Below are 24,447 nucleotides of genomic sequence, written 5' to 3' on the forward strand. Positions count from 1 at the left end.
CGAGATGATCGACCAGACGCTGGCGGGGTGCGTCGTGCTCGTCACGGCGGACCGCCGCGCCGCGGAGCTGAGCGCCGCCCTGGAACGTCGCGGCGCCACGATCCGGCACGCCCCGGCCCTGGGCATGGTGCCCCACACGGACGACGCCCTGCTGCTCGCCCGCACGCGTGACCTGCTGGTCGACCCACCGGACACCCTCGTCGTCACCACGGGGATCGGCTTCCGCGGCTGGGTGGAGGCCGCGGACGCCGCCGGTGTGGCGGACCGGCTCGTGGAGGTGCTGCGCCGGACCCGGATCGTCGCGCGCGGCCCCAAGGCGCGCGGCGCCATCCAGGCGGCGGGGCTCAGCGCGGACTGGGTCGCGGAGTCCGAGACCAGTGCCGAGATCGCCGAGACGCTGCTCGACGAGGGCGTGGCGGGTCGCGACATCGTCGTCCAGCACCACGGCGCCGGCGCCGACGGCCTGGACGAGGCGTTCGCCCTGGCCGGCGCGCGCGTGCGCAGCCTCGTGGTCTACCGGTGGGGTCCGCCACCGGACCCGGCACTGGTGCGGGACTCGGCCCGGGCCGTCGCGGACGGTGGGATCGACGCCGTGGTCTTCACGTCGGCACCCGGCGCGGCGGCGTGGCTGGCCGCTGCGACCGAGGCGGACGCCCTCGACGGCGTCCTGCGGCGCCACCGCTCCGGCGCCGTGGTGTTCGCCGCCGTCGGCCCGGTGACCGCCAAGCCGCTGCTCGACGTGGGGATCGACCCGCTCGTGCCCGACCGGGGCCGGCTCGGCTCGCTCGTGCGCGCGGTCGTGACGCACTACGGCGGCGTCGACGCGCTCGACACGGTCGCCGGCCCGCTGCGCGTGCGGCGGGCGGCGGCGGTGCTGGACGGCCGCGTGCTGCCGCTGTCGCGTACCGGCCTGGAGGTGCTGCGGCTGCTCGCGCACGCGCGCGGTTCCGTCGTGCCCCGTGAGCACGTCCTGGCCGCGTTGCCCGGCGTGTCGTCCGACCCGCACGCCGCCGAGGTCGCGATCGCGCGGCTGCGTGACGCGGCCGGGAGCCGTGCCCTCATCCGTACGGTGGTCAAGCGCGGCTACCGGCTCGAGCTCCAGGAGCAGGTGTGACCTCCACCGCGACCGTCCCCGTCCTCGTCGGCTGCTCGCACGGCACCGACAGTGCCGCGGGCCGCGCGGCGATCGCCTCGATCCTCGTCGACGTCGTCGCGGCCCGGCCCGGCCTCGACGTGCGCGAGGCGTTCGTGGACGTGCAGCAGCCCGAGGTCGACGACGTCGTCACGGGTGCGCTCCGTGAGGCACCGGCGGTCGTGGTGCCGCTGCTGCTGTCCGTGGGGTTCCACGTGAAGGTCGACGTGGCGCGCGCGGTGGACCGGCCCGGTGCGGCCGCGGCCCGGCCGATGGGCCCGGACCCGCGCCTGGTCGAGATCCTCGCCGAACGGCTCGCGGCCGCGGGTCTCGCGGACGGGGACGCGGTCGTGCTCGCGGCCGCCGGGTCCAGCGACCCCGCCGCCGCCGCCGCGGTGCGGGACGTCGTGGACGCGCTCGCGCAGCACCTGGGCCGGCCCGTGACGGTCGGGTACGGGTCGGGCGCCCACCCGCGCGTGCCGGTCGCCGTGGCGGCGGCGCGCGCCGGGCTCGCGCCGGGCGGGCGCGTCGTGGTCGCCTCCTACCTGCTCGCCCCGGGCTACTTCCTCGACCGCGTGCACGAGGCGGGCGCGGACGTCGTGACGGCCCCCCTGGCGCCGGACCCGCGGCTGGCCGCGATCGCGCTCGACCGGTACGACGAGGTCAGCGGGCACGCGACGTCGTCGTGGCCCACGCCGCAGCGGGCGGCCGGCGCGCGTCACTGAGCCCGCCGTCCGCCCGCGGCGGGTGCGGACGGCCGGTTCGTGGGATCGTCGTCGGCACCACCACCCCGAGAGCAGGTCGAGTGACAGCCATGAGCGAGCCGGTCCGTCCGGAGCCCGTCCCCGCACCGCCGGGGCGGCCGCGCCTCGTCTCCGTCGTCGTCCCGGTGCGTGACGACGCCGCGCACCTCGACGCCTGCCTCACCCTGCTGGCCCGCCAGACCCGGCTGCCCGACGAGGTCGTCGTCGTCGACAACGCGTCCACCGACGCCACCGTCGAGGTCGCGCTGCGGCACGGTGCGCGCGTGGTGCACGAGCCGCGGGTCGGCATCCCCGCCGCGGTCGCCACCGGGTACGACGCGGCCCGCGGTGACGTGCTGCTGCGTCTCGACGCCGACTCCCGCCCCGGGCCCGGGTGGGTCGAGCACGCGGTGCGGGTGCTCGACGACCCCGACGTCGAGGCGGTCAGCGGGTGGGGCCGGTTCGACGTGCCCCGCCCCTGGGGGGTGCTCCTCGCGACGGTGTACCTCGGGTCGTACTACCTGCTCGGTGCGCTCGCCGCGGGCCACGGCGTGATCTGGGGGTCCTCCGCCGCGCTGCGCGCCGAGTCGTGGCGCCGTGCCCGCCCGCACGTGACGCGCACCGAGGACGTGCACGACGACCTGGACCTGGCGATGGCGCTCGGCCCCGGTGCGCGGGTCGTCGTCGACCGGTCGTGGCGGGTGGGGGTGTCGGCGCGGTCCGTGCGCCCGGGACGCCAGTGGGTGCCGCGGTTCGGGCGGGCCTTCCGGACGCTCGGTCGCCAGTGGCGTGTGCTGCCGCCGTGGCGGCGGTGGGAGGTGCGTCTGCGCGGCTCCGAGGGCGGCGCCCCCGGCCGGGCGGAGGCCTGACGCACACGGACCGTCAGTGGTTCGTCAACGGGGCGCGGGGTCCAGGGCGTCCGGACGGCCGGCCGTCCACTGCACCATGAGCAGCGTCGCGTCGTCCTGCAGCGTGCCGGTGTGGTGGTCCAGGATCGCCGCCACCACCCGCCGCGTCACCTCGGGCAGCGGCATGCCCTCCGCGGCGGTGCGCTGCAGCACGTCGACGAGCCCGCCGACCCCGAACGTGCGTCCCGCTCCGTCCTGCTCCTCGGTGATCCCGTCGGAGTGGACGACGACGGTGTCGCCCGGCTGCAGGTGCTCCTCGCCGACCGTGGTGCTGCGCACCTCGATCCCCAGCAGGGGCCGGCGCCCGTCGTCGAGGTGCTTGACCACCTTGCCGGCCCGCAGCAGCAGGGGCGGCGGGTGCCCGGCCGCGAGGTAGCGCAGCCGGCCGGTCAGCAGGTCGAGCTCGGCGGCGACCCCGGTGGCGAAGACGTGCCCCGCGAAGTGCTCCGCGATCGCGTCGTGCGCGGCCTCCACCTGCTCGAACAGACCCGCCCCGCTGCACCGCGCCGCGCGGTAGGCCGACATCGCCGCCGCCACCGCCAGGCCCGCCCGCAGGTCGTGGCCCGTCGCGTCGAGCACCGCGAACTGCGCGCGGGTCGCGCTCAGCGCGTAGTCGAAGAGGTCGCCGCCCAGGTCGTGCGCCGGCTCGATGCGCCCCGCGACCAGCACCCGGTCGGTGCCGGCGGTCGACGGCGGCAGCAGGCGGCGGACCAGCTCGGCCCGTGCGCTGCGGGGACGCACCGAGACGACCTGCTCCAGCGTGTCGCCGTACGCGTCGAGCGCCGTCACCAGGTGGCCGAGGTAGTGGGCGAGCCACCAGCAGTGGCGGTGCAGGTTGGGGTCGTCGAGGTCCGCGGGGTCGGCCAGCATGAGGTCGAGCACGCCGACGCGCTCGGCACCGTCGACGACCGGGACCCACAGGCGCGCCTGCCCGTCCTCCCCGACGGCGGGCTGCGTCTGCAGCAACCGGTACGCCCGCCCGGGCAGGGTGCCGTCCACCGACAACGGCGCGCGCCCGTGGCCGGGGCCGTCCGGCAGCGGGACCAGGGTGCGGGCCGCCTCGTCCGCGAGGTACAGCACGGGCACGACCCCGAGGTGGTGCGCGGCGGTGACGACGGCCTCGGGCAGCGCGTCCGGGGGCGCCAGGTGCGTGCCGCGCAGCAGCGTGACCAGCGCGGCGAGCGGGCCGCCCTCGGGCTCGGCGGACCGCAGGGGGCGCGAGTAGGGCGCGCGGTCGCTGCCCGTGATCCGGTCGAGCTCCTCGTTGACCGCCAGGGCGACCCGGTCCCGCTCACGGACCGGCAGGTCCGACGTCCCGTCGAGGAACTCGGCGAGGTCGGCCGGCCCCGCCTGGCCGCCGAGCGCGAAGTACCGCACCCACAGGTCCTCCGGCCGCAGGCGGGTGCGCCCGAACGCGGCGCGGATCCGCCCGCGCTGGCGGTCGCCCGCGCTGGTCAACGCCCGGCCACCCGGTGCGTGTGGTCCGTGAGCAGACGGGTCGCGATCTGGTGGACGCCCGTGCGCTCCTGCTCGGCCCGCGCCGCCAGGTGGGCGAGGGCCGCCTGGTCGGTCAGGCCGTCACGCCCCATGAGCAGCCCGGCCGCGCGCTGCAGGGCGTCGCGCCGTGCCAGCACGGTCCGCACGTCCTGCGACAGCCGCCCCGCGTCCCGGAACGTCCGGGCGCTGGCCAGCAGGAGGGCGCCCTGCGCGGCGAACAGGTTGAGCGTGGTCTCGTCCCGGGGCCCGAACGCGTGCGGCTCGTGCGCGTAGAGCTTGAGCGATCCGACTGCGAGGTCGCCGGCCACCATCGGCGCGCTGAGCACCGACGCCACGTCGAGGGCGGCCACCTCCTGCGCCCAGCGCGGCCAGCGCGGGTCCGTCGCGACCACGTCGACCCGCACCGCCCGGCGGGTCAGCCACGCGGCGAGGCAGGGGCCCTCCGCCAGGCGGTACTGCACCGCGTCGGCGGCCTCGACCAGCGTGCCCGTGGCCGCGGTCGTGGTGCCGCCGTGGCCCTCGTCGCGGTCACGGTCGACCACCGTGACGCCCGCACCGCACGCCGCGGGCACGGCCTGCAGGAGGGTCGCCGTGAGCAGGTCGAGGACCTGGCCCACCGCGCGGTCCGTGAGCATCAGGCCGGACGCGCGGGCCACGACATGCTCCAACGGTGCACCGGCCATGATCGCGCCCCCTCGTGCGGCCACGTCGTCGTGCTGCCTCACTCCTCGACCATAGGACCGGCCACCGGATGGCGCCGCTCGTCATGGCCGGCGAGGGAGGTGCGCCTGGTGAACCCGTTCGACACGGTGGACGGCGTCGACCTCTCCGCCGGCACGGCCCTCGACAGCGAGGACGTGGCCGCCACCCACCGCAGCAGCCGCGTGCGCGCCTGGGCCCGCCCCGACCACGCGCTCTCAGGGGTGCGCGGCGGGTCGGTGCGGGGGCGCCGCGTCACGGGGCAGCAGCACCTGCGCGCCGTGCACCCGCACGAGCGTGCCGTGCCGGTGCAGCTGCTGCACGGTCGTGTCGTCGAAGCCGTTGCCCGTCGTGCGGACGAGGACGGCGGCCGTCCCGGACGTCAGGTAGGCCACCGCGTCCTCCTGCCAGCGGGTGTTGCGGGACCGGGGGACGGGGTCCCCCCGGTCGTCGCGGTCGCCGACCACGTACGTCTGCCCGGAGACGTCGACGCGGGTCCGGCAGCCGCGCTCCTCGTCGCGCGACAGCACGTCGAGGACGGCCAGCACGCCGGGGGAGTCCGCGCGCACGCAGCCCTGCTCCGGGAGCAGCCCGCGGACCTGGGCGACGGCGAGCGTCTCCGGCGGCGGCGGGCGCAGCGCCGCCGTCGGCAGCCCCAGCGCCCCGACGGTCAGGGCCGCGGCCCACACCCGGTACCCCGCCGGCGCCGGCCCCCCGGCGGGGACCAGCGACACGGCCGCGGCCACCACCAGCACCACCGCCGCGGCACTGAACGCGGCGTAGCCGACGTAGAACGACGGCGCGGCCAGGAGCACGGCGACCTGCGTCCCGAGGAGCGCCACCCACAGCCGTCCCCGGCGCCCGCGCCACGCGGCCACCGCGGCGACCACCACCGCCACGCACACCACGGCCGTCAGAGCGGTGCGTGTCGCGGCGGGCTGCGGTGCGAGTGCGGTGCCTACGCCGCTGATCCCCGCCAGCCGCTCACCGGTCGTGGTGGTCGACCGGGGACGGCCCAGCTGGGCGAGCAGCACGAGCCGCACCAGCGCGCCGGGCGCGGCCACGGCGAACGGCAGCAGGACGAGCAGCGACGCGCCGGCCGCCGCACCCACGACGCGCACCGCCGAGCGCGTCCCCTGCGTCCACGCCTGCCAGGCGACGACCACGAGGACGGGGGCGACGTTCCAGATCTTGACGACGGGGCCCAGGCCGAGCACGGCGCCGCCGGCGTACAGCCACCACCGGGACGCGTGGGGTGCGCGGGCCCGCAGCAGGAGGCAGACGGCGCCCAGCAGCGTCAGCGTGCCGAGCGGCTCGAGCAGCGTGAGGCGCTCGGCGCGAGCGGCGGCGGAGGAGACGGCGTACAGCGTGCCCGCCACGACGGCGGCGGCCGTCCCCCAGCGCAGGGCCAGCCGTGTGACGAGGACGGTGCTGACCGCGCCGACGGCCATGAACGCGACGCGCGCGGCGGCGAGCGCCGTCGGGTCGCCCGTCCACCGCGTCAGCGCGGCGAACGGCGCCAGCGCGAGCACCACACCCGGCGGGTGCAGGAGCAGGAAGTCGCGGTACGGCACCCGGCCGTGCACGAGGGCGACGGCCGAGGAGAAGTACACGCCGTCGTCGTACCCGTGGTAACCGCGCACGCCCGCCGCGCCCCCGACGAGGTGCCACCGCACCACGAGCGCGAGGACGCCCGCGGCGCAGGCGACCACCCACCCCGTGCGGCCACCGCCGCGGGTGCCCGCCGGGAACGAGACCCCCGCCCGTGCCATCCAGCCAGCGTCGCAGCGGGTCCCCGAGGTCGCCACAGGGCGCCGGACGGCCCCGGCGGCACCCGGCGCCCCGGCCCGCGACGCCGACCGGCGCGGCACGGCGGGGAGCCCGGCAGCCCGCACCGCCGTGACGTGCAGGGCCGCGCCGTGGACGGGGTCGGGCGCGGTGCCGCGCGCCTATGATGGCGCGGTGGCACCGACCGCGCGTGACGTCGCCGCTCTGGCGGGTGTCTCCGTGAAGACGGTGTCCCGCGTCGTCAACGGCGCCCCCCACACGCGGCCCGAGGTCGTGCAACGGGTCAGGGCGGCCATGACCGAGCTCGACTGGACCCCGAGCGCGACGGCGCGCAACCTGCGCACCCGGCGCACCGGGCTCATCGGCATCGGCGTGGACGAGCTGCGGCGGCCGTACCTGGCGACGCTCGTCGAGGCGCTCGTGGTGGAGGCCGACCGGCGCGGCATCCCCGTCGCGGTGGAACCCACGCGCGGCGACGACGAGCGCACGCGGGCGCTCTTCGCCGGCAGGGGCACCCGCTTCGACGGGCTCGTCCACATCGGCGCGCCGCCGCCGCGCGTCGGCACCGACGGTGCGCTCACCCACCGCCCGGTCGTCGTCGTGCAGGGCGGGCGCGAGGCGGGGTCCGTGGACCACGTGCGGGAGGACGTGGACGAGGCGATGGCCCTCGTCGTGCGGCACCTGGCGGTCATGGGTCGGCTCCGTCCGGCCCTGCTCGGGGGCGACCGTGCGGCCCGCCCGGACGAGGACCCGGCGCGCCCCTCCGCGAGCCTGCGGGCGGCGCTCGCGGAGACCGGGTTCGACCCCGACGCCGTGCCGGTGGTGCCGGTCGAGGGCGTCGCGGACCGACGCGCCGGGGCACGGGCGGCGGCGCGGGCGCTCGACGCCCACCCCGCGCTCGACGTCCTGGTGTGCGTCAGCGACGAGGTGGCGCTCGGTGCGCTCGCGGCGCTGCGGGGCCGCGGCGTCGACGTCCCCGGCCAGGTGGCGGTCGTCGGCTACGACGACCTCGACGACGGCCGCTTCTCGACGCCCTCGCTGACGACCGTCGACCCGGGACCGGCCCGCCTGGCACGCATGGCGCTGGAGCTGCTCGACGACCGGCTCGCGGGGCGCGCGCCGCAGGGCCCGCGCGCCGTCACCCTGCCCGTGGAGCTGGTGCGTCGGGAGTCCACCCTCGGCGAGGCGCTGCCGTGAGGCGCCCGACCCTGGCGGACGTCGCCGCGGTGGCCGGGGTCTCGGCCAAGACCGTCTCCAACGTGATGCTCGGCCGCAACGGGGTCTCCGAGGCCACGCGCCGGGCGGTGCTCGCCGCCGTCGAGCAGTGCGGCTACGAGGTGAACCTGGCGGGCCGCGGGCTGGCGTCCGGCCGCACGGGGCGCGTCGCGGTCGTGGTGCCCAACATCTACCAGCCGTACTTCGCGGAGGTCGCCGAGCGGTTGATCCTCGCGCTGGACGCGCGTGGTCTGACCGCCATGCTGCAGATCGCGCACGACGGTGCCGCCGAGCGCGAGGCGGTGCTGGGCGGCCGGGTGCGGGACGTCGACGGCGTCATCGTGTGTCCCCACGTGGCCTTCCCGCCCGACGACACGGCGCCCGCGCGGCCCGTGGTGCAGCTCGGCGGCGTCCCGACGGGTCGCTGGGACTGCGTCGTGATGGGGGAGCGGGAGGGTGCCGACGCCGTGACGCGTCACCTGCTCGACACCGGGCGTCGCCGCATCGCCCTGGTGTGGAACGGCGCGCCCGGCGTCCGTCCCTCCGACGACCGCTTCGCCGGCCATCTGGCCGCGCTGGCGGCGTACGGCGTGCCGCACGACCCGGCGCTGGTCGCGGTGGGGTCCGACTGGGACCGGCGTGCCTCGGGGTACGAGGCGATGGTGGGGCTCCTGCGGTCCGGGGCCTCCTTCGACGCGGCGCTGTGCATCAACGACGCCGTGGCGGCCGGCGCGCTGCGCGCCCTGCACCGTCACGGCGTGCGCGTCCCCGAGGACGTCGCGGTCACCGGGTTCGACGACACCGACGAGAGCGGTTTCACCGTCCCGTCCCTGACGTCGGTGAGCCCGCGCCAGGGGGAGATGGTCGAGCACGCGGTGGCCATGCTGCTCGAGCGCATCGCGGGCCACGCGGGTCCCGCGCGCGCGGTGCGCACCGGGGCGGACCTCGTCCCGCGCGCGTCGTCCGCCGCGGTCTGAGCCGCGGGCGCGGCCATCGGGCGGCGCTCCGACCTGCAGGGACGCCATCGCTCCACCTCACCGGTGCGCGCTGCACCCGCCGACGGCCATGTTCTTGGCTACTTTCTTGACAACGCTGAAGTCGGTCCATGAGGATCGGTCCCGGCACCCCACGGGGCGCCTGCACCGCTGACCTGCGACGCGCACGCGGACCGGGGTCGTGCGCGTGCCGTCCCGGCGACGACGCCGTCGACGGTGCGCCCGCCCGGCGTGCGCCGGCAGGTCGGCCCGCCCGTCTCAAGGAGGAGACCCATGGCTCGCAGCACCCGTCCACGCCCCACGGCACCGGGCCGCGCGCCCGCCCGCCGTGCGCTCACGTCCGCCGCGGCGCTGCTCACCGCGTCCAGCCTGGTGCTGGCGGGGTGCACCGGCGGTGACGACGACGAGGCGGCGGCCTCGGGCAGCGACGACCTGACGATCCTGGTCGTCAAGCACGCGCTCACCCGGGCCATGAGCGAGATGGCCTGGGTCGACGAGCTGGAGGAGACCGCGGGCGTCACGATCACCTGGGAGGAGGTCAGCGCCGACTGGGACCAGAAGAAGTCGACCATGCTGGCCGCCGGTGACACGCCCGACCTCATCATCGGCGGCAACGTGATCACCGACTCGGACCTCGCGACGTTCCGGACCCTGTTCGAGGACCTGAGCGACGACATGGACGCGATGCCGAACGTCAAGGCCATGTTCGAGCAGGTCGACGGCGCGAAGGCGATGTCGACGCAGGCCGACGGCGCGATCTACGCGCTGCCCAGCTGGAAGGAGTTCTGGCCGCAGGCCATCACCCGCCAGTACATCAACCAGCAGTGGCTCGACAACCTCGGCCTGGAGATGCCGACGACGTGGGACGAGCTCTACGACGTCCTGCTCGCGTTCAAGCAGCAGGACGCGAACGGCAACGGCGACCCCTCCGACGAGATCCCCATGGACTGGTCGCCCGTCAGCACCACGGGCTACGGCTACTTCCAGCCCACCGCGCTGCTCGGCAGCACCGGGCTGCCGATCACCGGCGGCGGTGGCACGGGGTACTTCGTCGAGGACGGGAAGGTGGGCAGCTTCCTGGCCGACGAGCGCTGGAAGGCGGTGCTCGAGTTCCTCCACCGCGCGTACTCCGCCGGCCTGGTCAACCAGAACGTCATCACGCAGGACTACTCGGCGTACCAGTCGATCGGCCGCGGCTCGGGCGACACCGCCGCCGTGGGCTTCAGCTGGGGCTGGACCGCCTCGGACCGGTTCGGTGCGCAGCTCGCGCCGCAGTACGCCTCGATGGCGCCGCTGCTCGCGGAGGCCGGTCAGAGCGAGGACGTGACCTGGAGCTACGACTTCGAGAACCTCACGCCCAACCACGTCGTCGTCTCGGCGCGGACCAAGGCCAAGGACGCGGCGCTGCGCGTGGTCGACGCGCTCTACTCCCAGGACCTCTCGCTCCAGGTGCTCTTCGGTGACTTCGGGACCAACATCGCCCCGGGCGACGACGGCTCGTACGAGGTGCTGCCGCCCGCCGACGGCGAGAGCGACCCGTCGACCTGGAAGTGGACGTCGACGCTGGCCGACCTCGGACCGCTGTGGATCCGCGAGGGCCTGGACGTGACCCTGCCGACCGACCTCGCCGAGGCCGTCGAGCAGAGCGTCCCGCTGGAGGAGGCGGTCGCGAACGTCGACGTCGACGAGGACGTCCTGCCGCCCTACCTGAAGATGTCGACCGAGGACCTGAGCACGCTCGCGCTCAACAACTCCGCGATCCTCAACCTCAGCCAGACGAAGTTCGCCGAGTTCGTCACCTCCGGCGGGATCGACGCCGGTTGGGACGCGTACGTGGACCAGCTCGAGGCGGCGGGTCTGACGCAGAACGTCGAGCTGTACCAGAAGTACTACGACGAGGCCGCCAAGGGCTGACGCCACCGGGGCGTGGTGGCGGGCGTCCGCCCGCCACCACGCCGCACCGGACGATCCACGACCCGCGACGGCGCGGGTCGTGACAGGAGGGAGTGGTGTCGTGGCGGTGACCCTCGACGAGACCGCGGCGAACGTGCCGGGGTCGACGCCGGTCCGCGCGATGGTGCGCGGCCGACGGCGCAGGACGCTCAGCGGGCACCTGCGCACCCGGTGGCAGCTGTGGCTCATGCTGGCGCCGGCCGTCGTCGTGACGGCGGTGTTCTCGTACGTCCCGATGTACGGGATCCAGCTCGCGTTCCGGGAGTTCGACTTCGCCGCCGGGCTCACCGGCGGCAAGTGGGTGGGGTTCAAGTACTTCCAGCAGTTCTTCGACAGCCCGTTGTTCTGGGACCTGATCCGCAACACCGTGGCGATCAGCCTGACGACCCTGATGGTCGGGTTCATCGCACCGGTGCTGCTGGCGCTGACGGTCAACCAGATCGTCGGACCGCGGCGCAAGCGGTTCACCCAGACCGCGACGTACCTGCCGCACTTCATCTCGATCGTCGTCGTCGTCGGCATGCTGCAGGTGTTCCTGTCGCCGACGTCGGGCGTGATCCCCCACTTCCTCGGCCTGTTCGGCGTGGAGGGGACCAACTACCTGGGCGACCCGGGCTCGTTCGTCTCCGTCTACGTGATCTCCGAGGTCTGGCAGCACTGCGGGTGGAACAGCATCATCTACCTCGCCGCGCTGTCGAGCATCGACACCCAGCTCTACGAGGCGGCACGCGTCGACGGTGCCAGCCGACCGCAGATCATCCGGCACGTCGACCTGCCCGCTCTGGTGCCGACGATGGTGGTGCTGTTCATCCTCAACATGGGCGGTGTGCTCAACGCGGGATTCGAGAAGATCTTCCTCATGCAGAACCCGATGAACCTGCCGGCGTCGGAGGTCATCTCCACGTACGTCTACAAGATCGGCATCCTGCAGAGCCAGTTCAGCTACTCCACCGCCATCGGCCTGTTCAACACCGTCATCAACTTCGCCTTCCTGGTGCTGACCAACCAGCTCGCCAAGAAGTTCGCGAACACGAGCCTGTGGTAACCGGGAGGACGACCATGCTCACGACGTCCCTGCGTCGGCGGACACCCGGCGACCTGCTGTTCTCGATCGCCGTCGGCACCGTCGTGGCGCTCGTGCTCTTCGCGACCATCTACCCGATCTGGTTCGTCTCGATCGCGTCGGTCAGCGACCCCGCGATGGTGGCGACCGGCAGGGTCTGGCTGATCCCGCAGGGGTTCAGCACCTTCGGGTACGAGCAGATCCTCGCCGACGACCGCATCTGGACCGGCTACCGCAACACGCTGCTGTACACGGTGGTCGGCACCGCGCTCAACCTCGTGGTGACCCTGCCGGCGGCCTACGCGCTGTCGCGCCGGGAGTTCGCCCCGCGCCGCGCGCTGATGTTCTTCTTCGCGTTCACGATGTTCTTCAGCGGCGGCCTCATCCCGACGTACCTGCTCTACCGCGACCTCAACCTGCTCGACAACTGGTTGGTCTTCGTCCTGCCGTCGGCGCTGAACGTGTACAACCTCATCATCGCCCGTGCGTTCTTCGAGAACTCGTTGCCCGAGGAGCTCTTCGAGGCCGCGATGCTCGACGGGGTGGGGTACCTGAAGTTCTTCGTCTCCATGGCGCTGCCGTTGTCGAAGGCGATCATCGCGGTGATCGGGCTGTACTACCTGGTGCAGCACTGGAACGACTTCTTCACGGGTCTCATCTTCGTGCGGGACTACGACAAGCAGCCGCTGCAGATCGTGCTGCGCGACATCCTGCTGTCCAACCAGGCGTTCGCCGGTGGTGCGGGCGGTGCGGGGGGATCCGGCGGCGGCGCGTACGCCCAGCAGTTCGCCGACCAGATCAAGTACGGCGTCATCATCGTCTCCACCCTGCCCGTCCTGCTGGTCTACCCCTTCATCCAGAAGTACTTCGAGAAGGGCGTCATGGTCGGGTCGGTGAAGGGCTGATGGGCCGGCTCGTCGGCTGGCACACCAGGGTCGGTGACCTGGGGCTGCGGCTGCTGGTGCTGCACCTGCTGTGGATCGCCTGGACGGTCCGCGGGGGCGTCGTGCTGGGGGTCTTCCCGGCCTCGGCGGCCGTGCACGCGGTCGTGCGACGTGACGCGATGCACGGCGTCGACGGCCGCGGTGTGCGTGCCGTGCGCGCGGAGTTCCGGGCGGCGTGGCGTGTCGAGCTCGTGCCGGCCAACGTGGTCGGGTACGCGGTCCTCGGGCTGTGGGGGGTGCTCCTGCTGGACCGCCGGGTCCTCGCCACCACGGACCTCGGTGCGGCCGGGCCGGTGCTCGCGGGCCTCCTGACGGTGCTCACCGTCGCCTTCTTCGTGGTCAGCGCCGTGCTGCCGGTCCTGGCCTCCCACTACGCCGAGGGTCCGGTACGCCTGCTGCGCCGGGCCGTGCTGCTCGTCGCCGCCCGCCCCGTCCTCGCGCTGGGCAACGCGGTCGTGGTCGGTACCGTGCTGTGCGCGTACTACCTCGTCCCGGGGCTGGCGCCGGTGTTCGGCGTCGCGCTGCCCGCCTGGCTGTCGTTCTCGACGCTCTGGGGCAGCGGTGTGCTCCCGGGGGCGGTGCGTGCTCCGTCGGTCGAGGCGGCCGCGGTCGCCTGACCACCGGCACGGTCCCGCCCACGCCGAGGCTCCGTCCCGGCCCGCACCGCACCGCCCACCCGGCCCACCACCCGCCCCGCCCCGCCCCGTCCCACCCCGATCCCTCTCCACCGCTGCACGGGCCACGCCCCGGCGGGAAGGACGCAGACCTGTGACGCACGTGTTCGACACCGAAGCCGGCACCCTCGTCTGGCGCGGCGACGGCGAGACCCTCGTGGTCGAGCCGTGGGGCCGCGACAGCGTCCGCGTGCGGGCGGCCCTGGGCGACGTCGTCGACGCCGACTGGGCGCTGCTGCCGCCGGACCCCGCGGCGCACGCCGACGCGCACGTCGTGGTGGACGGGTCGACGGCGACGCTGACCAACGGCCGCATCCGGGTCGTCGCGACGGCCACCAGCGGCAAGGACTGGCAGACCGGCGCCCTCGCGCACGACTGCCGGCTCGCGTTCGAGGACGTCGACGGCCGGCCCCTGTTCTCCGAGGTGCCGTCGGGCGGCGCCCTGAAGGTGCGGGCCCGCACGTACCGGCCGCTGCCGGGCGGCGGCGTGCAGGCCGGGCTCGCGCTGCGGACCCCGGCCGGCGAGCACCTGGCGGGCATGGGGCAGTACCAGCAGGACCTCGTCGACCTCAAGGGCAGCACGCTCGAGCTCGCGCAGCGCAACTCGCAGGCGAGCGTGCCGTTCGTGCGGTCCAGCGCCGGCTACGGGTTCCTGTGGCACAACCCGGCGATCGGCCGCGCGACGTTCGCGGCCAACCGCACCGAGTGGACGGCGGAGGCCTGCCGCCAGATCGACTACTGGGTGACCGCGGGCGCGACGCCGGCGGACGTCAGCCGGCGCTACGCCGAGGCGACGGGCCACGCGCCGATGATGCCCGAGCACGGTCTGGGGTTCTGGCAGTGCAAGCTGCGCTACGCGAGCCAGGCCGAGCTGCTGGCGGTCGCGCGCGAGCACGTGCGCCGCGGCCTGCCGCTCGACGTGATCGTCGCGGACTTCTTCCACTGGCCGCACCTGGGCGACTACCGGTTCGAGGACGAGTTCTGGCCGGACCCGGCGGCGATGGTGGCCGAGCTGCGCGAGCTGGGCGTCGAGCTCATGGTGTCCGTCTGGCCGCAGGTGTCGCCGGAGTCCGAGAACTTCCCCGAGATGTCGCGGCGCAACCTGCTCGTGCGCACGAACCGCGGTATCGACGTGCAGATGTGGTTCGGCGGACCGAGCCGGTTCGTCGACGCGACGAACCCCGAGGCGCGGCGGTTCCTGTGGGACCGGTGCCGCGAGGGGTACGCGCGCCACGGCGTCCGCCTGTTCTGGCTGGACGAGGCGGAGCCCGAGTTCGGGGTCTACGACCACGACGCCTACCGGTTCCACGCCGGCCAGGGGACCGAGGTGGCCAACTGGTACCCGCAGGCCTTCTCGCGCGCGTTCTTCGACGGGCAGACGGCCGACGGGGAGCGGGAGGTCGTCAACCTCGTGCGCTGCGCGTGGGCGGGGTCGCAGCGCTACGGGGCGCTGGTGTGGTCGGGCGACATCCACTCCGACTTCCCGACGCTGCGCCGCCAGATCGTCGCCGGCGTCCACATGGGTGCCGCCGGCATCCCGTGGTTCACCACCGACATCGGCGGTTTCGGTGGCGGCCGCACGGACGACCCCGCCTTCCACGAGCTGCTGGTGCGCTGGTTCCAGGTGGGCACCTTCCTGCCGGTGATGCGGCTGCACGGTGACCGCGTCCCGGCGAGCCCGGTGCGGGCCGCGGACGGTTCGGAGCGCAACCCCACGGGGGCGGGCAACGAGCTGTGGTCCTTCGGCGACGCCGTCTACGGCGTGCTGGAGCGTTACGTGCACCTGCGGGAGGAGCTGCGCGGGTACACGCGCGAGCTGATGGCCGCCGCGCACACCGACGGTCAGCCGGTCATGCGGGGTCTCGCCCACGAGTTCCCGGACGACCCGTGGGCGTGGCGGGTGGCGGACCAGTACCTGTACGGGCCGTCGTTGCTCGTCGCCCCCGTGCTGGAGGCGGGTGCGACGTCCCGTCGGGTCTGGCTGCCGGAGGGGGCGACGTGGACGTCGCTCGTGACGGGGCAGGTGTACGACGGCGGGCAGTGGCTCGACGTGGACGCCCCGCTCGCGACCCTGCCGGTCTTCGCACGCGACGGGGCGCTCGCGCACCTCGTCGGCCGTATCCCGCGGGCCTGAGGTCGCCGGGCACCACCCGCGCACCCCGTCGCGCGCGCCGCCACGCCCGCCACCCGCTCCACCGTGAGGAACCGTCATGCCGCTGACCGTCGCCCCGTCGGGCGCACCCCGCACCCCCCGTCCCGTCGGGACGTTCCCGCTGTCGCAGGTCCGTCTGCTCGACGGGCCGTTCCGCGTCGCCCAGGACGCGTCGGTGCGCTACGTGCTCGCGCTCGACCCGGACCGGCTCTGCGCGCCCTACCTGCGCGAGGCGGGCCTGCCGAGCGGCCCCGGCTACGGCAACTGGGAGGGCGACGGCATGGGTGGTCACATGGGCGGGCACCACCTGTCGGCGTGCGCGAAGCTGTGGGCGGCGACCGGTGACGCCCGCCTGCGGGACCGGCTCGAGCGCGTGCTCGACGTCCTGGAGCGCTGCCAGGAGGCGGTCGGCACGGGGTACCTCGGGGGCGTGCCCGGAGGCGCGCGGCTCGGCGAGGAGCTCGCGGCGGGCGTCGTCGACGCCGACACGTTCAGCCTCAACGGGCGCTGGGTGCCCCTGTACAACCTGCACAAGACGTTCGCCGGGCTGCTCGACGCGGCCACCTTCGCGGGGTCGGCCCGCGCCATGCGGCTCGCCGTCGCCTGGGCCGGGTGGTGGCTGTCGGTCAGCCGCGCGGTGCCGGACGACGTCTTCGAGGACGTGCTGACCACCGAGTTCGGCGGGATGGCCGACGCGTTCGCGACGCTCGCGCAGCTCACCGGCGACCCCGCGCACCTGGCGGAGGCGCGCCGCTTCGAGCACCGCCGGCTGCTGGACCCGCTCGCCGCCGGGCGCGACGAGCTCGGCGGGCTGCACGCGAACACGCAGATCGCCAAGGTCGTCGGGTACGCCCGGCTGGCCGACCTGACGGGGGAGGAGCGCTACGCCGCGGCCGCGGACACGTTCTGGCGCACCGTGACCGGGCACCGCACGCTGGCGATCGGGGGCAACTCGGTGCGCGAGCACTTCCACGACGACCCCGTCGCCGCGGTCACCGACCGCCAGGGGCCCGAGACGTGCAACACCGCCAACATGCTCGAGCTGACGGCGCTGCGCTTCGCGGCGACGGGGGACCTGGACCTCCTCGAGCACTACGAGCGCGCGACGTACAACCACGTCCTGTCCTCGCAGCACCCGCAGCACGGCGGTCTCGTGTACTTCACACCGCTGCGGCCGGCGCACTACCGGGTGTACTCCCAGCCGGAGACGTCCATGTGGTGCTGCGTGGGCACGGGCACGGAGAACCACGCGGGCTACGGCGCGCTGGTCTTCTCGCGGTACGACGACGACCTCGCGGTCAACCTGTACCTGGGCGCCGAGCTCGACTGGGCCGAGCGCGGCGCCACCGTGCGCGTCGAGGCCGACCTGCACCGGTCCGACGTGGCCGTCGTCCGTGTCGCCGTCCGCGAGCCCGTCGCGTTCGCCCTGCGCCTGCGCCGGCCCGGGTGGGCGTCCGAGGTGGTCGTCGAGGAGGACGGTGCGCCTGTGGCCACCGTGCTCGACGACGGTCACCTGGTGGTGCGCCGCACCTGGTCGGGGGAGCGGACGCTGACCGTCCGGTTCACCACGGGTCTGGTGGCCGAGCCCCTGCCCGGCGACGCGTCCTGGGTCGCGTACCGCTGGGGGCCCGTCGTGCTCGCCGCGCGTGACGGCGAGGACGACCTCGACGGCCTGCTCGCCGGCCCCGAGCGCATGGGGCACGTCGCGGCCGGTCCCGTCCGGCCGCTGGCGGCGACGCCGGTGGTCGTCGGCGACCCCGCGCGGGCCGTGACCCTGGCGGCGCGCGACCCGCTCACCGTGGACCTCACCGTCCGGTGCGCCGGTGCGGACGTCCCCACGCGCGTACGGCTCGAGCCGTTCACGCGCCTGCACGACGTGCGCTACACGGTGTACTGGCCGGTGGGCGAGGACGCGGACGTGCGACGCGCGCGGCTCACGGCGCTCGACGCGTCCGACGCGCCGCGGGTGACGGTGCTCGACGAGGTCGCCGCCGGTGAGCAGCAGCCCGAGTCGGACCACGGCTTCGCCGGTGAGGGCACCCGGGCCCGCAGCGACGGCGGGACGCGCACGCGCAGCGCGAGGGGGTGGTTCTCCTACGCGCTGCGCGACCCGGAGGGCCGGGGGCGCGTGGTGCGGGTGACGTACCGGGCGGCCGGCGCGGACGACCCGCGCGCGCACGAGGTGCGCCTCGGCCCCGCGGTGGTGCAGCCGGCCGCGACCGCGGAGCGGGACGGCGTCGTGCACGAGGACCTCCCGGTGGACGGCGCGGCCCGGACCGACGGACTCGTCGTCGTGACCGTGCTGGCGCGCGACGGCCTGCCGACGCCGGACGTGACGGCGGTGCAGCTCCTGGCGGGCTGAGGCCCGCGCCGTCCCGTCAGCTGCGCACCCCCAGCACCGCGGCCACGGCGGGCGGCAGGGCACCGGCCGGCGAGGACGCGCCACCCGGCGCGCCGCCACCCAGCGCCCCGCCGGCCATCGCGCCGTCGCGCAGCAGCACGATCCTGTCGGCGGTCCCCTCGGGGTCGTGCGCGCCGGTCTCGGCGACGAGCCCCACGAGGCGTGTCCGGTACCAGGCCCGGTGCGCGGCGACGAGGCGCCGCACCGGGTGCTCGGGGTCGCGGTACTCGGCCGCGGCGTTGAGGAACGGGCACCCGCGGAACCCGGGCGCGGCGACGTCGTCGCGCAGGCGGGCCGCGAGCAGCAGCAGCGGGTTGCGCCGCTCGCGCGCCGCGACGTCGACGACACCCGCCACGACCGCGCGTTCGTGCTCGGCGCGCCGGCGCAGGTGCGCGAGCACGAGCTCGTCCTTGGACGGGAAGTGCCGGTACAGCGTCATGCGCGTGGTCCCGGCGAGGACGACGACGTCCTCGATGCTGACGTCCCGGATGCCCCTGTCATAGAAGAGCACGTCTGCCGCATCGAGGATCCGCCCCTTGGGGGCGGGTCCGCGGGAGGTCACGACGGTGGTCAAGTCGCTGCTCCTGACGCCCTGCGCGTGGTCGGCAGGTGGTCGGCACGTGGTCGATCCGCACTGTACGTCGCGTATCGCCCCGTGCGAAGGGCGTGGACGGGGGCGGTCGTCCTGGCACCAGGCGCGGTTGTCGCCCGTGCGGGTGAACCGTGATGGACGCCAACAAGAATGGTCAGTATCGCGATTCCCGGGCATTGGTGTCAGGCGTGTAAACACGCGGATGCAGTTGAGTAACAGCGGGTCTTGCAGGCGGCGGACGGGTGTGCCGACGGGAGCGCTTCGCCTACTGTCCGGCGCGTCCGCACCACGGACGCGCCACCCGTCACGGAGGGCGCCACCGACGGCGGCACACCCGACGCCGCCTCGTACCGGAGGAACACATGAGAACCAGGCGCCTCACCGTCCTCACCGCGCTCGGCCTGTCCGGCGCTCTGGCCCTGACGGCCTGCGCGTCCGGCGGCGACGACGGGGGCTCGGACACGGCCACGGCGGACGCAGGCGGGGGTGTCGTCACCGTCCACAACGGCGAGCCGCAGAACCCGCTGATCCCCACCATGACCAACGAGGTCTACGGCGGCATGGTGGTGCAGAACCTGTTCGCCGGGCTCGTGTACTACGACGCCGAGGGGGCCGTCCACAACGAGGTCGCCGAGTCGATCGAGTCCGACGACAACCTCACGTGGACGATCACGATCGCCGACGGGTGGACGTTCAGCGACGGGACCGACGTCACCGCGGAGAGCTTCGCCAAGGCGTGGGACTACGGCGCCGCGCTCGACAACAAGCAGAGCCTGTCGTACTTCTTCGAGCCCATCGCGGGGTTCTCCTACGACGAGGACGTGTCCCTCATCGAGGCCGGCGGCCTGGTCGTGGAGGACGACAGCACGCTCGTCGTCACGCTCAGCCAGCCCGAGTCCGACTTCCCGATCCGCCTCGGCTACGCCGCGTTCTTCCCGCTGCCGGAGGCGTTCTTCGAGGACCCCGAGGCCTTCGGCGAGGCGCCGGTCGGCAACGGCCCCTACATGCTGGACTCCTGGGAGCACGACTCGAGCATCACGCTGCTGCCCAACCCCGAGTACACCGGGGAGCGCACGCCGCAGAACGCAGGCCTCGAGCTCATCGCGTACACCGACGAGGACTCGGCGTACAACGACCTGCTCGGCGGTCAGCTCGACATCATCAAGAACGTTCCGTCGTCGGCGTTCGCGACGTTCGAGGACGAGCTCGAGGGTCGGTCGGCCAACCAGCCGGCGGCCGTCATCCAGGTGCTGACCGTGCCGCAGTGGCTGCCGGAGTTCCAGGGTGAGGCGGGCCAGCTGCGCCGCCAGGCGGTGTCCCACGCGATCAACCGCGCCGAGGTGACCGAGACGATCTTCTCCGGGTCGCGCACGCCGGCCACGGACTTCACGTCACCGGTCATCGACGGCTGGACCGAGGACATCCCCGGCAACGACGTCCTGGACTACGACGCGGAGCTGGCGGTCGACCTGTGGGCGCAGGCCGAGGCGCTCGCGCCGGTCGGCGACTACACCCTGCAGATCGCGTCGAACGCCGACTCGGACCACCAGACGTGGGTCGACGCGGTGTGCAACAACATCCGCACGGTGCTCGAGATCGGCTGCGAGTTCTACCCGTACCCGACGTTCGACGAGTACCTCGACGCCCGCGACGCGGGCGCCGTGCCGGGGCTCTTCCGCGGCGGGTGGCAGGCCGACTACCCGGCCATGAGCAACTTCCTCGGCCCCTTGTACGGCACGGGCGCGGGGTCGAACGACGGGCAGTGGTCCAACGCGGCCTTCGACGCCAAGCTCGCCGAGGCCAACGGTGCGGACAGCCCGGAGGACGCCGTGGCCCTGTACCTGGAGGCCGAGGCGATCCTGTTCGAGGAGCTGCCGGGCATCCCGCTCTGGTACAACAACGCGACCGGCGGCTGGGCCGACACCGTCGAGGACGTCGAGTTCGGCTGGGACTCCGACCCGATCCTCTACCAGGTCACCACGAGCGAGTGAGACCCGGTCCCGGCGCCGCCCACCGGCGGCGCCGGGACCCGTCCACCCGCTCGTGACGTGACCACCGGAAGAGACGTCGGCATGCGCTGGTACATCGGCCGCAGGGTCCTGCAGGTCATCCCCGTGTTCCTCGGAGCCACGCTCCTGCTGTACGCCCTGGTGTTCCTGCGCCCGGGCGACCCCGTCCTCGCGCTCGGCGGTGAGCGCGGTCTGCCCGAGGCGGTGCAGGAGCAGATCCGCGCCGAGTTCCACCTCGACGAGCCGTTCCTCGTGCAGTACCTGCTGTACCTCAAGGGGATCGTGACGCTCGACCTGGGGGTCACGTTCACGGGGCGCGAGGTCACCGAGGTCATCGCCCAGGCGCTGCCGGTGACGTTCCAGCTCGCCCTCATGGCGCTGCTCATCGAGGCCGTCCTCGGGGTCGGCTTCGGGCTGCTCGCCGGGATGCGCAAGGGCGGGCTGTTCGACTCCTCCGTCCTGGTGCTCAGCCTGCTGGTCATCGCGGTCCCGACGTTCGTCGTCGGCTTCGTGCTGCAGATCGTCGTCGGTGTCCAGCTCGGCTGGCTGCCGATCACCGCCGGACGCGACCCCGACGTGGTCAGCCTGCTGATGCCGGCGACCGTCCTCGCGGCGACGTCCTTCGCCTACGTGCTGCGGCTGACGCGGACCTCCGTGCAGGAGAGCCTGTCGGCCGACTTCGTGCGCACCGCGCGCGCCAAGGGGCTGTCCCGCGCGCAGGTCACCGGACGGCACGTGCTGCGCAACTCGCTCATCCCCGTCGTGACGTTCCTCGGTGCCGACCTGGGCGCGCTCATGGGCGGCGCGATCGTCACCGAGGGGATCTTCAACATCCACGGTGTCGGGGGCACGCTCTTCGACGCCATCACACGCGGCGAGAACGTGACCGTGGTCTCGCTGACCACCGTGCTCGTGCTCGTCTACATCGTCGCCAACCTCGCGGTCGACCTGCTGTACGCCGCGCTGGACCCGAGGATCCGCTATGCCTGACGCACTTCCCACGACCGGCGCCACGCGCGCCCTGCGCACCGCACCGCGCCCCGGGCAGGAGCACGTCGCGCAGCCCCTCACCGAGGACCTCGGCGCCGTCGACGCCGTCCGGACGCAGGACGCACCCGCCGGCTTCTGGCGCGAGGCGTGGCGCGGGATGCGTCGCCGACCCCTGTTCTGGGTGTCCGGGGCGCTGATCGTCCTGGTCCTGCTGGTGGCGGCGTTCCCCGGGCTGTTCACCTCGATCGACCCGCGCACCTGCGCGCTGTCCGACGCGCTCGACCCCGCGCGGGCCGGCCACGTCTTCGGCTTCGACCGCCAGGGCTGCGACATCTTCTCGCGCACGATGCACGGCGCGCGGGCGTCGCTGACGGTGGGGGTGCTGACCACGCTGCTGGTGACCGTCGTCGGGACCGTGGCCGGTGCGCTCGCCGGCTACCTCGGGGGGTGGGCGGACACGCTGCTGGCACGCGTGACGGACATCTTCTTCGCCATCCCGCTGGTGCTGGCCGCGATCGTCATCATGAGCCTGGCGAGCACCCGCACGGCCCTGACGGTGGCCCTCGTGCTCGCGTCCTTCGGGTGGCCGCCCATCGCACGCATCGCACGCGGCACGGTGATGTCCGTCAAGAACGACGAGTTCGTCACCGCGGCACGGTCGCTCGGCATGGGGCGCGCGGGGATCCTCGTGCGCCACGTGCTGCCGAACTCGGCCGCGCCGATCATCGTCTACGCGACCGTCGCCCTGGGCACGTTCATCGTCGCCGAGGCCACGCTGAGCTTCCTCGGCATCGGGCTGCCCCCGTCGGTCGTGTCCTGGGGCGGGGACATCTCCCAGGCGCAGGGCGCCATCCGCACCGACCCGGAGATCCTGCTGTACCCGGCCGGGGCCCTGGCCCTGACCGTCCTCGGCTTCATCATGATGGGCGACGTCGTGCGCGACGCCCTCGACCCGAAGGCACGCACCCGATGAGCGCCCCCACGCCCCGTACCCCGCCCGACCCGGACGTCCCGCTGCTCGAGGTCCGGGGCCTGGAGGTGACGTTCTCGACCGGTGGCGGGCCGGTGCAGGCCGTCCGCGGCGCCGACCTCACCGTCTACCCGGGGCAGTCCGTCGCCATCGTGGGGGAGTCCGGGTCGGGCAAGTCGACGACCGCGCACGCCGTCGTCGACCTGCTGCCGGGCACCGGCAAGGTCACCGGCGGCAGCATCCGGTTCGCGGGTCGTGAGGTGGTCGGGCTCGGGCGCCGCGAGGTCGAGGCGCTGCGGGGGGACCAGATCGGTCTGGTCCCGCAGGACCCGATGTCGAACCTCAACCCCGTGTGGCGGATCGGCTCCCAGGTCGAGGAGGCGCTGCGGGCCAACGGCTTCCGCGGGTCGCGGGCGCAGCGGCGCGCGCGGGTCGCCGAGCTGCTGGCGGAGGCCGGCCTTCCCGAGGCCGCGCAGCGGGCGACGATGTACCCCCACGAGTTCTCCGGCGGGATGCGCCAGCGCGCGCTCATCGCGATCGCGCTCGCGGCGCGGCCCCGGCTGCTCATCGCCGACGAGCCGACGTCGGCGCTCGACGTGACCGTGCAGCGGCAGATCCTCGACCACCTGGACGTGCTCACGGACGAGCTCGGCACGGCCGTGCTGTTCATCACGCACGACCTCGGCCTGGCCGCCGAGCGCGCCGAGCACCTCGTCGTCATGTACCGCGGGCAGGTCGTGGAGTCCGGCCCGGCGCGCGCGATCCTCGCGGACCCCCAGCACCCGTATACGCGGCGCCTCGTGACCTCGGCGCCCTCGCTGTCGTCCCGGCGCATCCAGGTCGCGCACGCGCGGGGCGAGGAGCCCGTCGACGACCTCCTCGCGCGGCACGCCGACGAGCCCGCGGCGCCACGCGACGAGGTCGTCGTGGCCTCGCACCTGACCAAGGTGTTCCGCACCCGTGGCCGTGGTGCGCGCGCGACCGGCTTCACGGCCGTGGACGACGTGAGCTTCACGCTCACCCGTGGCCGCACGCTGGCACTGGTGGGGGAGTCCGGCTCGGGCAAGTCGACCGCGGCGAACATGGTGCTCGGCCTGCTGGAGCCGACGGCCGGCACGGTGCTGTTCGACGGGCAGGACGTCGGCGGGCTGAGCCGCCGGGAGCAGCTCGCGTTCCGCCGCCGCATCCAGCCGGTCTTCCAGAACCCGTACGGGTCGCTGGACCCGCAGTACTCGGTGTACCGGTCCCTCGAGGAGCCGCTGCGGCTGCACCGGGTCGGCGACCGTGCCGCCCGCGAGGCCCGGGTGCGCGACCTGCTCGATATGGTGGCCCTGCCGCAGGACGTCATGCGCCGCTTCCCCGCCGAGCTGTCCGGGGGGCAGCGGCAGCGCGTCGCCGTCGCGCGCGCCCTGGCGCTCGAGCCCGAGGTCGTCGTGCTCGACGAGGCCGTCTCGGCGCTCGACGTCCTCGTGCAGGCGCAGGTCCTCGACCTGCTCGCCGGGCTGCAGCGCGAGCTGGGACTGGCCTACCTGTTCATCACGCACGACCTCGCCGTGGTCCGGCAGATCGCGGACTCGGTCGTCGTCATGCGCGAGGGCAAGGTCGTCGAGCACGCCCCGACGGACGACGTGTTCGACGCCCCCCGGGAGCGGTACACGCGAGACCTGCTCGCCGCGATCCCCGGTGCGGGGCTGGTGCTGCCCGCGGGGAGCTGACGGGGTG

19 protein-coding genes are annotated in these 24,447 nt (G+C 74.3%); 15 read left to right on the plus strand and 4 right to left on the minus strand.

Annotated features, from left to right (window positions below; genetic code table 11):
- Window positions 1-4 precede the first annotated feature (4 nt).
- The 3 genes from BMZ16_RS06805 to BMZ16_RS06815 all read left to right on the plus strand — a co-directional run bounded on the left by BMZ16_RS06805 (window position 5) and on the right by BMZ16_RS06815 (window position 2,744).
- Window positions 5-1,114: a uroporphyrinogen-III synthase gene (locus tag BMZ16_RS06805; RefSeq protein ID WP_089799915.1), complete on the plus strand. Its 1,110-nt coding sequence runs from the start codon at window positions 5-7 to the stop codon at window positions 1,112-1,114.
- Window positions 1,111-1,857, plus strand: coding sequence for a sirohydrochlorin chelatase (locus BMZ16_RS06810; protein WP_089798878.1), 747 nt, complete (start codon window positions 1,111-1,113; stop codon window positions 1,855-1,857). Before BMZ16_RS06805 ends, BMZ16_RS06810 begins: the two co-directional genes overlap by 4 nt.
- Before the next feature lie 89 nt (window positions 1,858-1,946).
- A complete protein-coding gene (locus tag BMZ16_RS06815; protein WP_089798879.1) occupies window positions 1,947-2,744 on the plus strand; it encodes a glycosyltransferase family 2 protein in 798 nt (265 codons plus the stop codon).
- A 24-nt stretch (window positions 2,745-2,768) separates the two neighbouring features.
- Here the strand turns inward: BMZ16_RS06815 and BMZ16_RS06820 are convergent, their stop codons facing one another.
- From BMZ16_RS06820 to BMZ16_RS06835, 3 genes are all read right to left on the minus strand, one after another.
- The gene (locus BMZ16_RS06820; protein WP_089798880.1) at window positions 2,769-4,241 is read right to left on the minus strand and encodes a PP2C family protein-serine/threonine phosphatase; all 1,473 of its coding nucleotides are present in this window, start codon (window positions 4,239-4,241) and stop codon (window positions 2,769-2,771) included.
- A complete protein-coding gene (locus BMZ16_RS06825; protein ID WP_089798881.1) occupies window positions 4,238-5,005 on the minus strand; it encodes a GAF domain-containing protein in 768 nt (255 codons plus the stop codon). The genes BMZ16_RS06820 and BMZ16_RS06825 overlap by 4 nt, the downstream gene beginning before the upstream one ends.
- 192 nt (window positions 5,006-5,197) lie before the next feature.
- A complete protein-coding gene (locus BMZ16_RS06835; protein WP_089798883.1) occupies window positions 5,198-6,751 on the minus strand; it encodes a hypothetical protein in 1,554 nt (517 codons plus the stop codon).
- A gap of 190 nt (window positions 6,752-6,941) precedes the next feature.
- Here BMZ16_RS06835 and BMZ16_RS06840 point away from each other — a divergent pair, with 190 nt between their 5' ends.
- From BMZ16_RS06840 to BMZ16_RS06875, 8 genes are all read left to right on the plus strand, one after another.
- Window positions 6,942-7,964 carry a LacI family DNA-binding transcriptional regulator gene (locus BMZ16_RS06840; RefSeq protein ID WP_089798884.1) on the plus strand — a complete coding sequence of 341 codons (1,023 nt, stop codon included), beginning with the start codon at window positions 6,942-6,944 and terminating at the stop codon, window positions 7,962-7,964.
- Window positions 7,961-8,959: a LacI family DNA-binding transcriptional regulator gene (locus BMZ16_RS06845; RefSeq protein WP_089798885.1), complete on the plus strand. Its 999-nt coding sequence runs from the start codon at window positions 7,961-7,963 to the stop codon at window positions 8,957-8,959. Before BMZ16_RS06840 ends, BMZ16_RS06845 begins: the two co-directional genes overlap by 4 nt.
- A 291-nt stretch (window positions 8,960-9,250) precedes the next feature.
- Entirely contained in the window at window positions 9,251-10,891 is a 1,641-nt protein-coding gene (locus BMZ16_RS06850) for a type 2 periplasmic-binding domain-containing protein (protein WP_089798886.1), read from the plus strand.
- Window positions 10,892-10,991: 100 nt separating this feature from the next.
- On the plus strand, window positions 10,992-11,975 hold the full coding sequence (locus tag BMZ16_RS06855) for an ABC transporter permease (protein WP_255366418.1): 984 nt from the start codon (window positions 10,992-10,994) through the stop codon (window positions 11,973-11,975).
- Between the two features lie 14 nt (window positions 11,976-11,989).
- Window positions 11,990-12,898: a carbohydrate ABC transporter permease gene (locus BMZ16_RS06860; protein ID WP_089798887.1), complete on the plus strand. Its 909-nt coding sequence runs from the start codon at window positions 11,990-11,992 to the stop codon at window positions 12,896-12,898.
- Window positions 12,898-13,554, plus strand: a complete 657-nt coding sequence (locus BMZ16_RS06865) for a YesL family protein (RefSeq protein ID WP_089798888.1) — start codon at window positions 12,898-12,900, stop codon at window positions 13,552-13,554. Before BMZ16_RS06860 ends, BMZ16_RS06865 begins: the two co-directional genes overlap by 1 nt.
- Window positions 13,555-13,705: 151 nt before the next feature.
- On the plus strand, window positions 13,706-15,745 hold the full coding sequence (locus tag BMZ16_RS06870; protein ID WP_255366419.1) for a glycoside hydrolase family 31 protein: 2,040 nt from the start codon (window positions 13,706-13,708) through the stop codon (window positions 15,743-15,745).
- A gap of 76 nt (window positions 15,746-15,821) precedes the next feature.
- On the plus strand, window positions 15,822-18,125 hold the full coding sequence (locus BMZ16_RS06875) for a beta-L-arabinofuranosidase domain-containing protein (RefSeq protein ID WP_089798889.1): 2,304 nt from the start codon (window positions 15,822-15,824) through the stop codon (window positions 18,123-18,125).
- Window positions 18,126-18,141: 16 nt separating this feature from the next.
- Here the strand turns inward: BMZ16_RS06875 and BMZ16_RS06880 are convergent, their stop codons facing one another.
- The gene (locus BMZ16_RS06880) at window positions 18,142-18,738 is read right to left on the minus strand and encodes a TetR/AcrR family transcriptional regulator (protein WP_177199623.1); all 597 of its coding nucleotides are present in this window, start codon (window positions 18,736-18,738) and stop codon (window positions 18,142-18,144) included.
- Window positions 18,739-19,118: 380 nt separating this feature from the next.
- Here BMZ16_RS06880 and BMZ16_RS06885 point away from each other — a divergent pair, with 380 nt between their 5' ends.
- From BMZ16_RS06885 to BMZ16_RS06900, 4 genes are all read left to right on the plus strand, one after another.
- Window positions 19,119-20,747 (plus strand): peptide ABC transporter substrate-binding protein, encoded by a 1,629-nt coding sequence (locus tag BMZ16_RS06885; protein WP_089798891.1) that lies wholly within the window; start codon window positions 19,119-19,121, stop codon window positions 20,745-20,747.
- Between the two features lie 81 nt (window positions 20,748-20,828).
- The gene (locus BMZ16_RS06890; RefSeq protein WP_089798892.1) at window positions 20,829-21,755 is read left to right on the plus strand and encodes an ABC transporter permease; all 927 of its coding nucleotides are present in this window, start codon (window positions 20,829-20,831) and stop codon (window positions 21,753-21,755) included.
- On the plus strand, window positions 21,748-22,728 hold the full coding sequence (locus tag BMZ16_RS06895; RefSeq protein ID WP_089798893.1) for an ABC transporter permease: 981 nt from the start codon (window positions 21,748-21,750) through the stop codon (window positions 22,726-22,728). The genes BMZ16_RS06890 and BMZ16_RS06895 overlap by 8 nt, the downstream gene beginning before the upstream one ends.
- On the plus strand, window positions 22,725-24,440 hold the full coding sequence (locus BMZ16_RS06900; protein WP_089798894.1) for a dipeptide ABC transporter ATP-binding protein: 1,716 nt from the start codon (window positions 22,725-22,727) through the stop codon (window positions 24,438-24,440). Before BMZ16_RS06895 ends, BMZ16_RS06900 begins: the two co-directional genes overlap by 4 nt.
- The last annotated feature ends 7 nt before the right edge of the window (window positions 24,441-24,447 follow it).

This window comes from Cellulomonas sp. KH9 (assembly GCF_900114185.1).
Classification (GTDB): domain Bacteria; phylum Actinomycetota; class Actinomycetes; order Actinomycetales; family Cellulomonadaceae; genus Cellulomonas.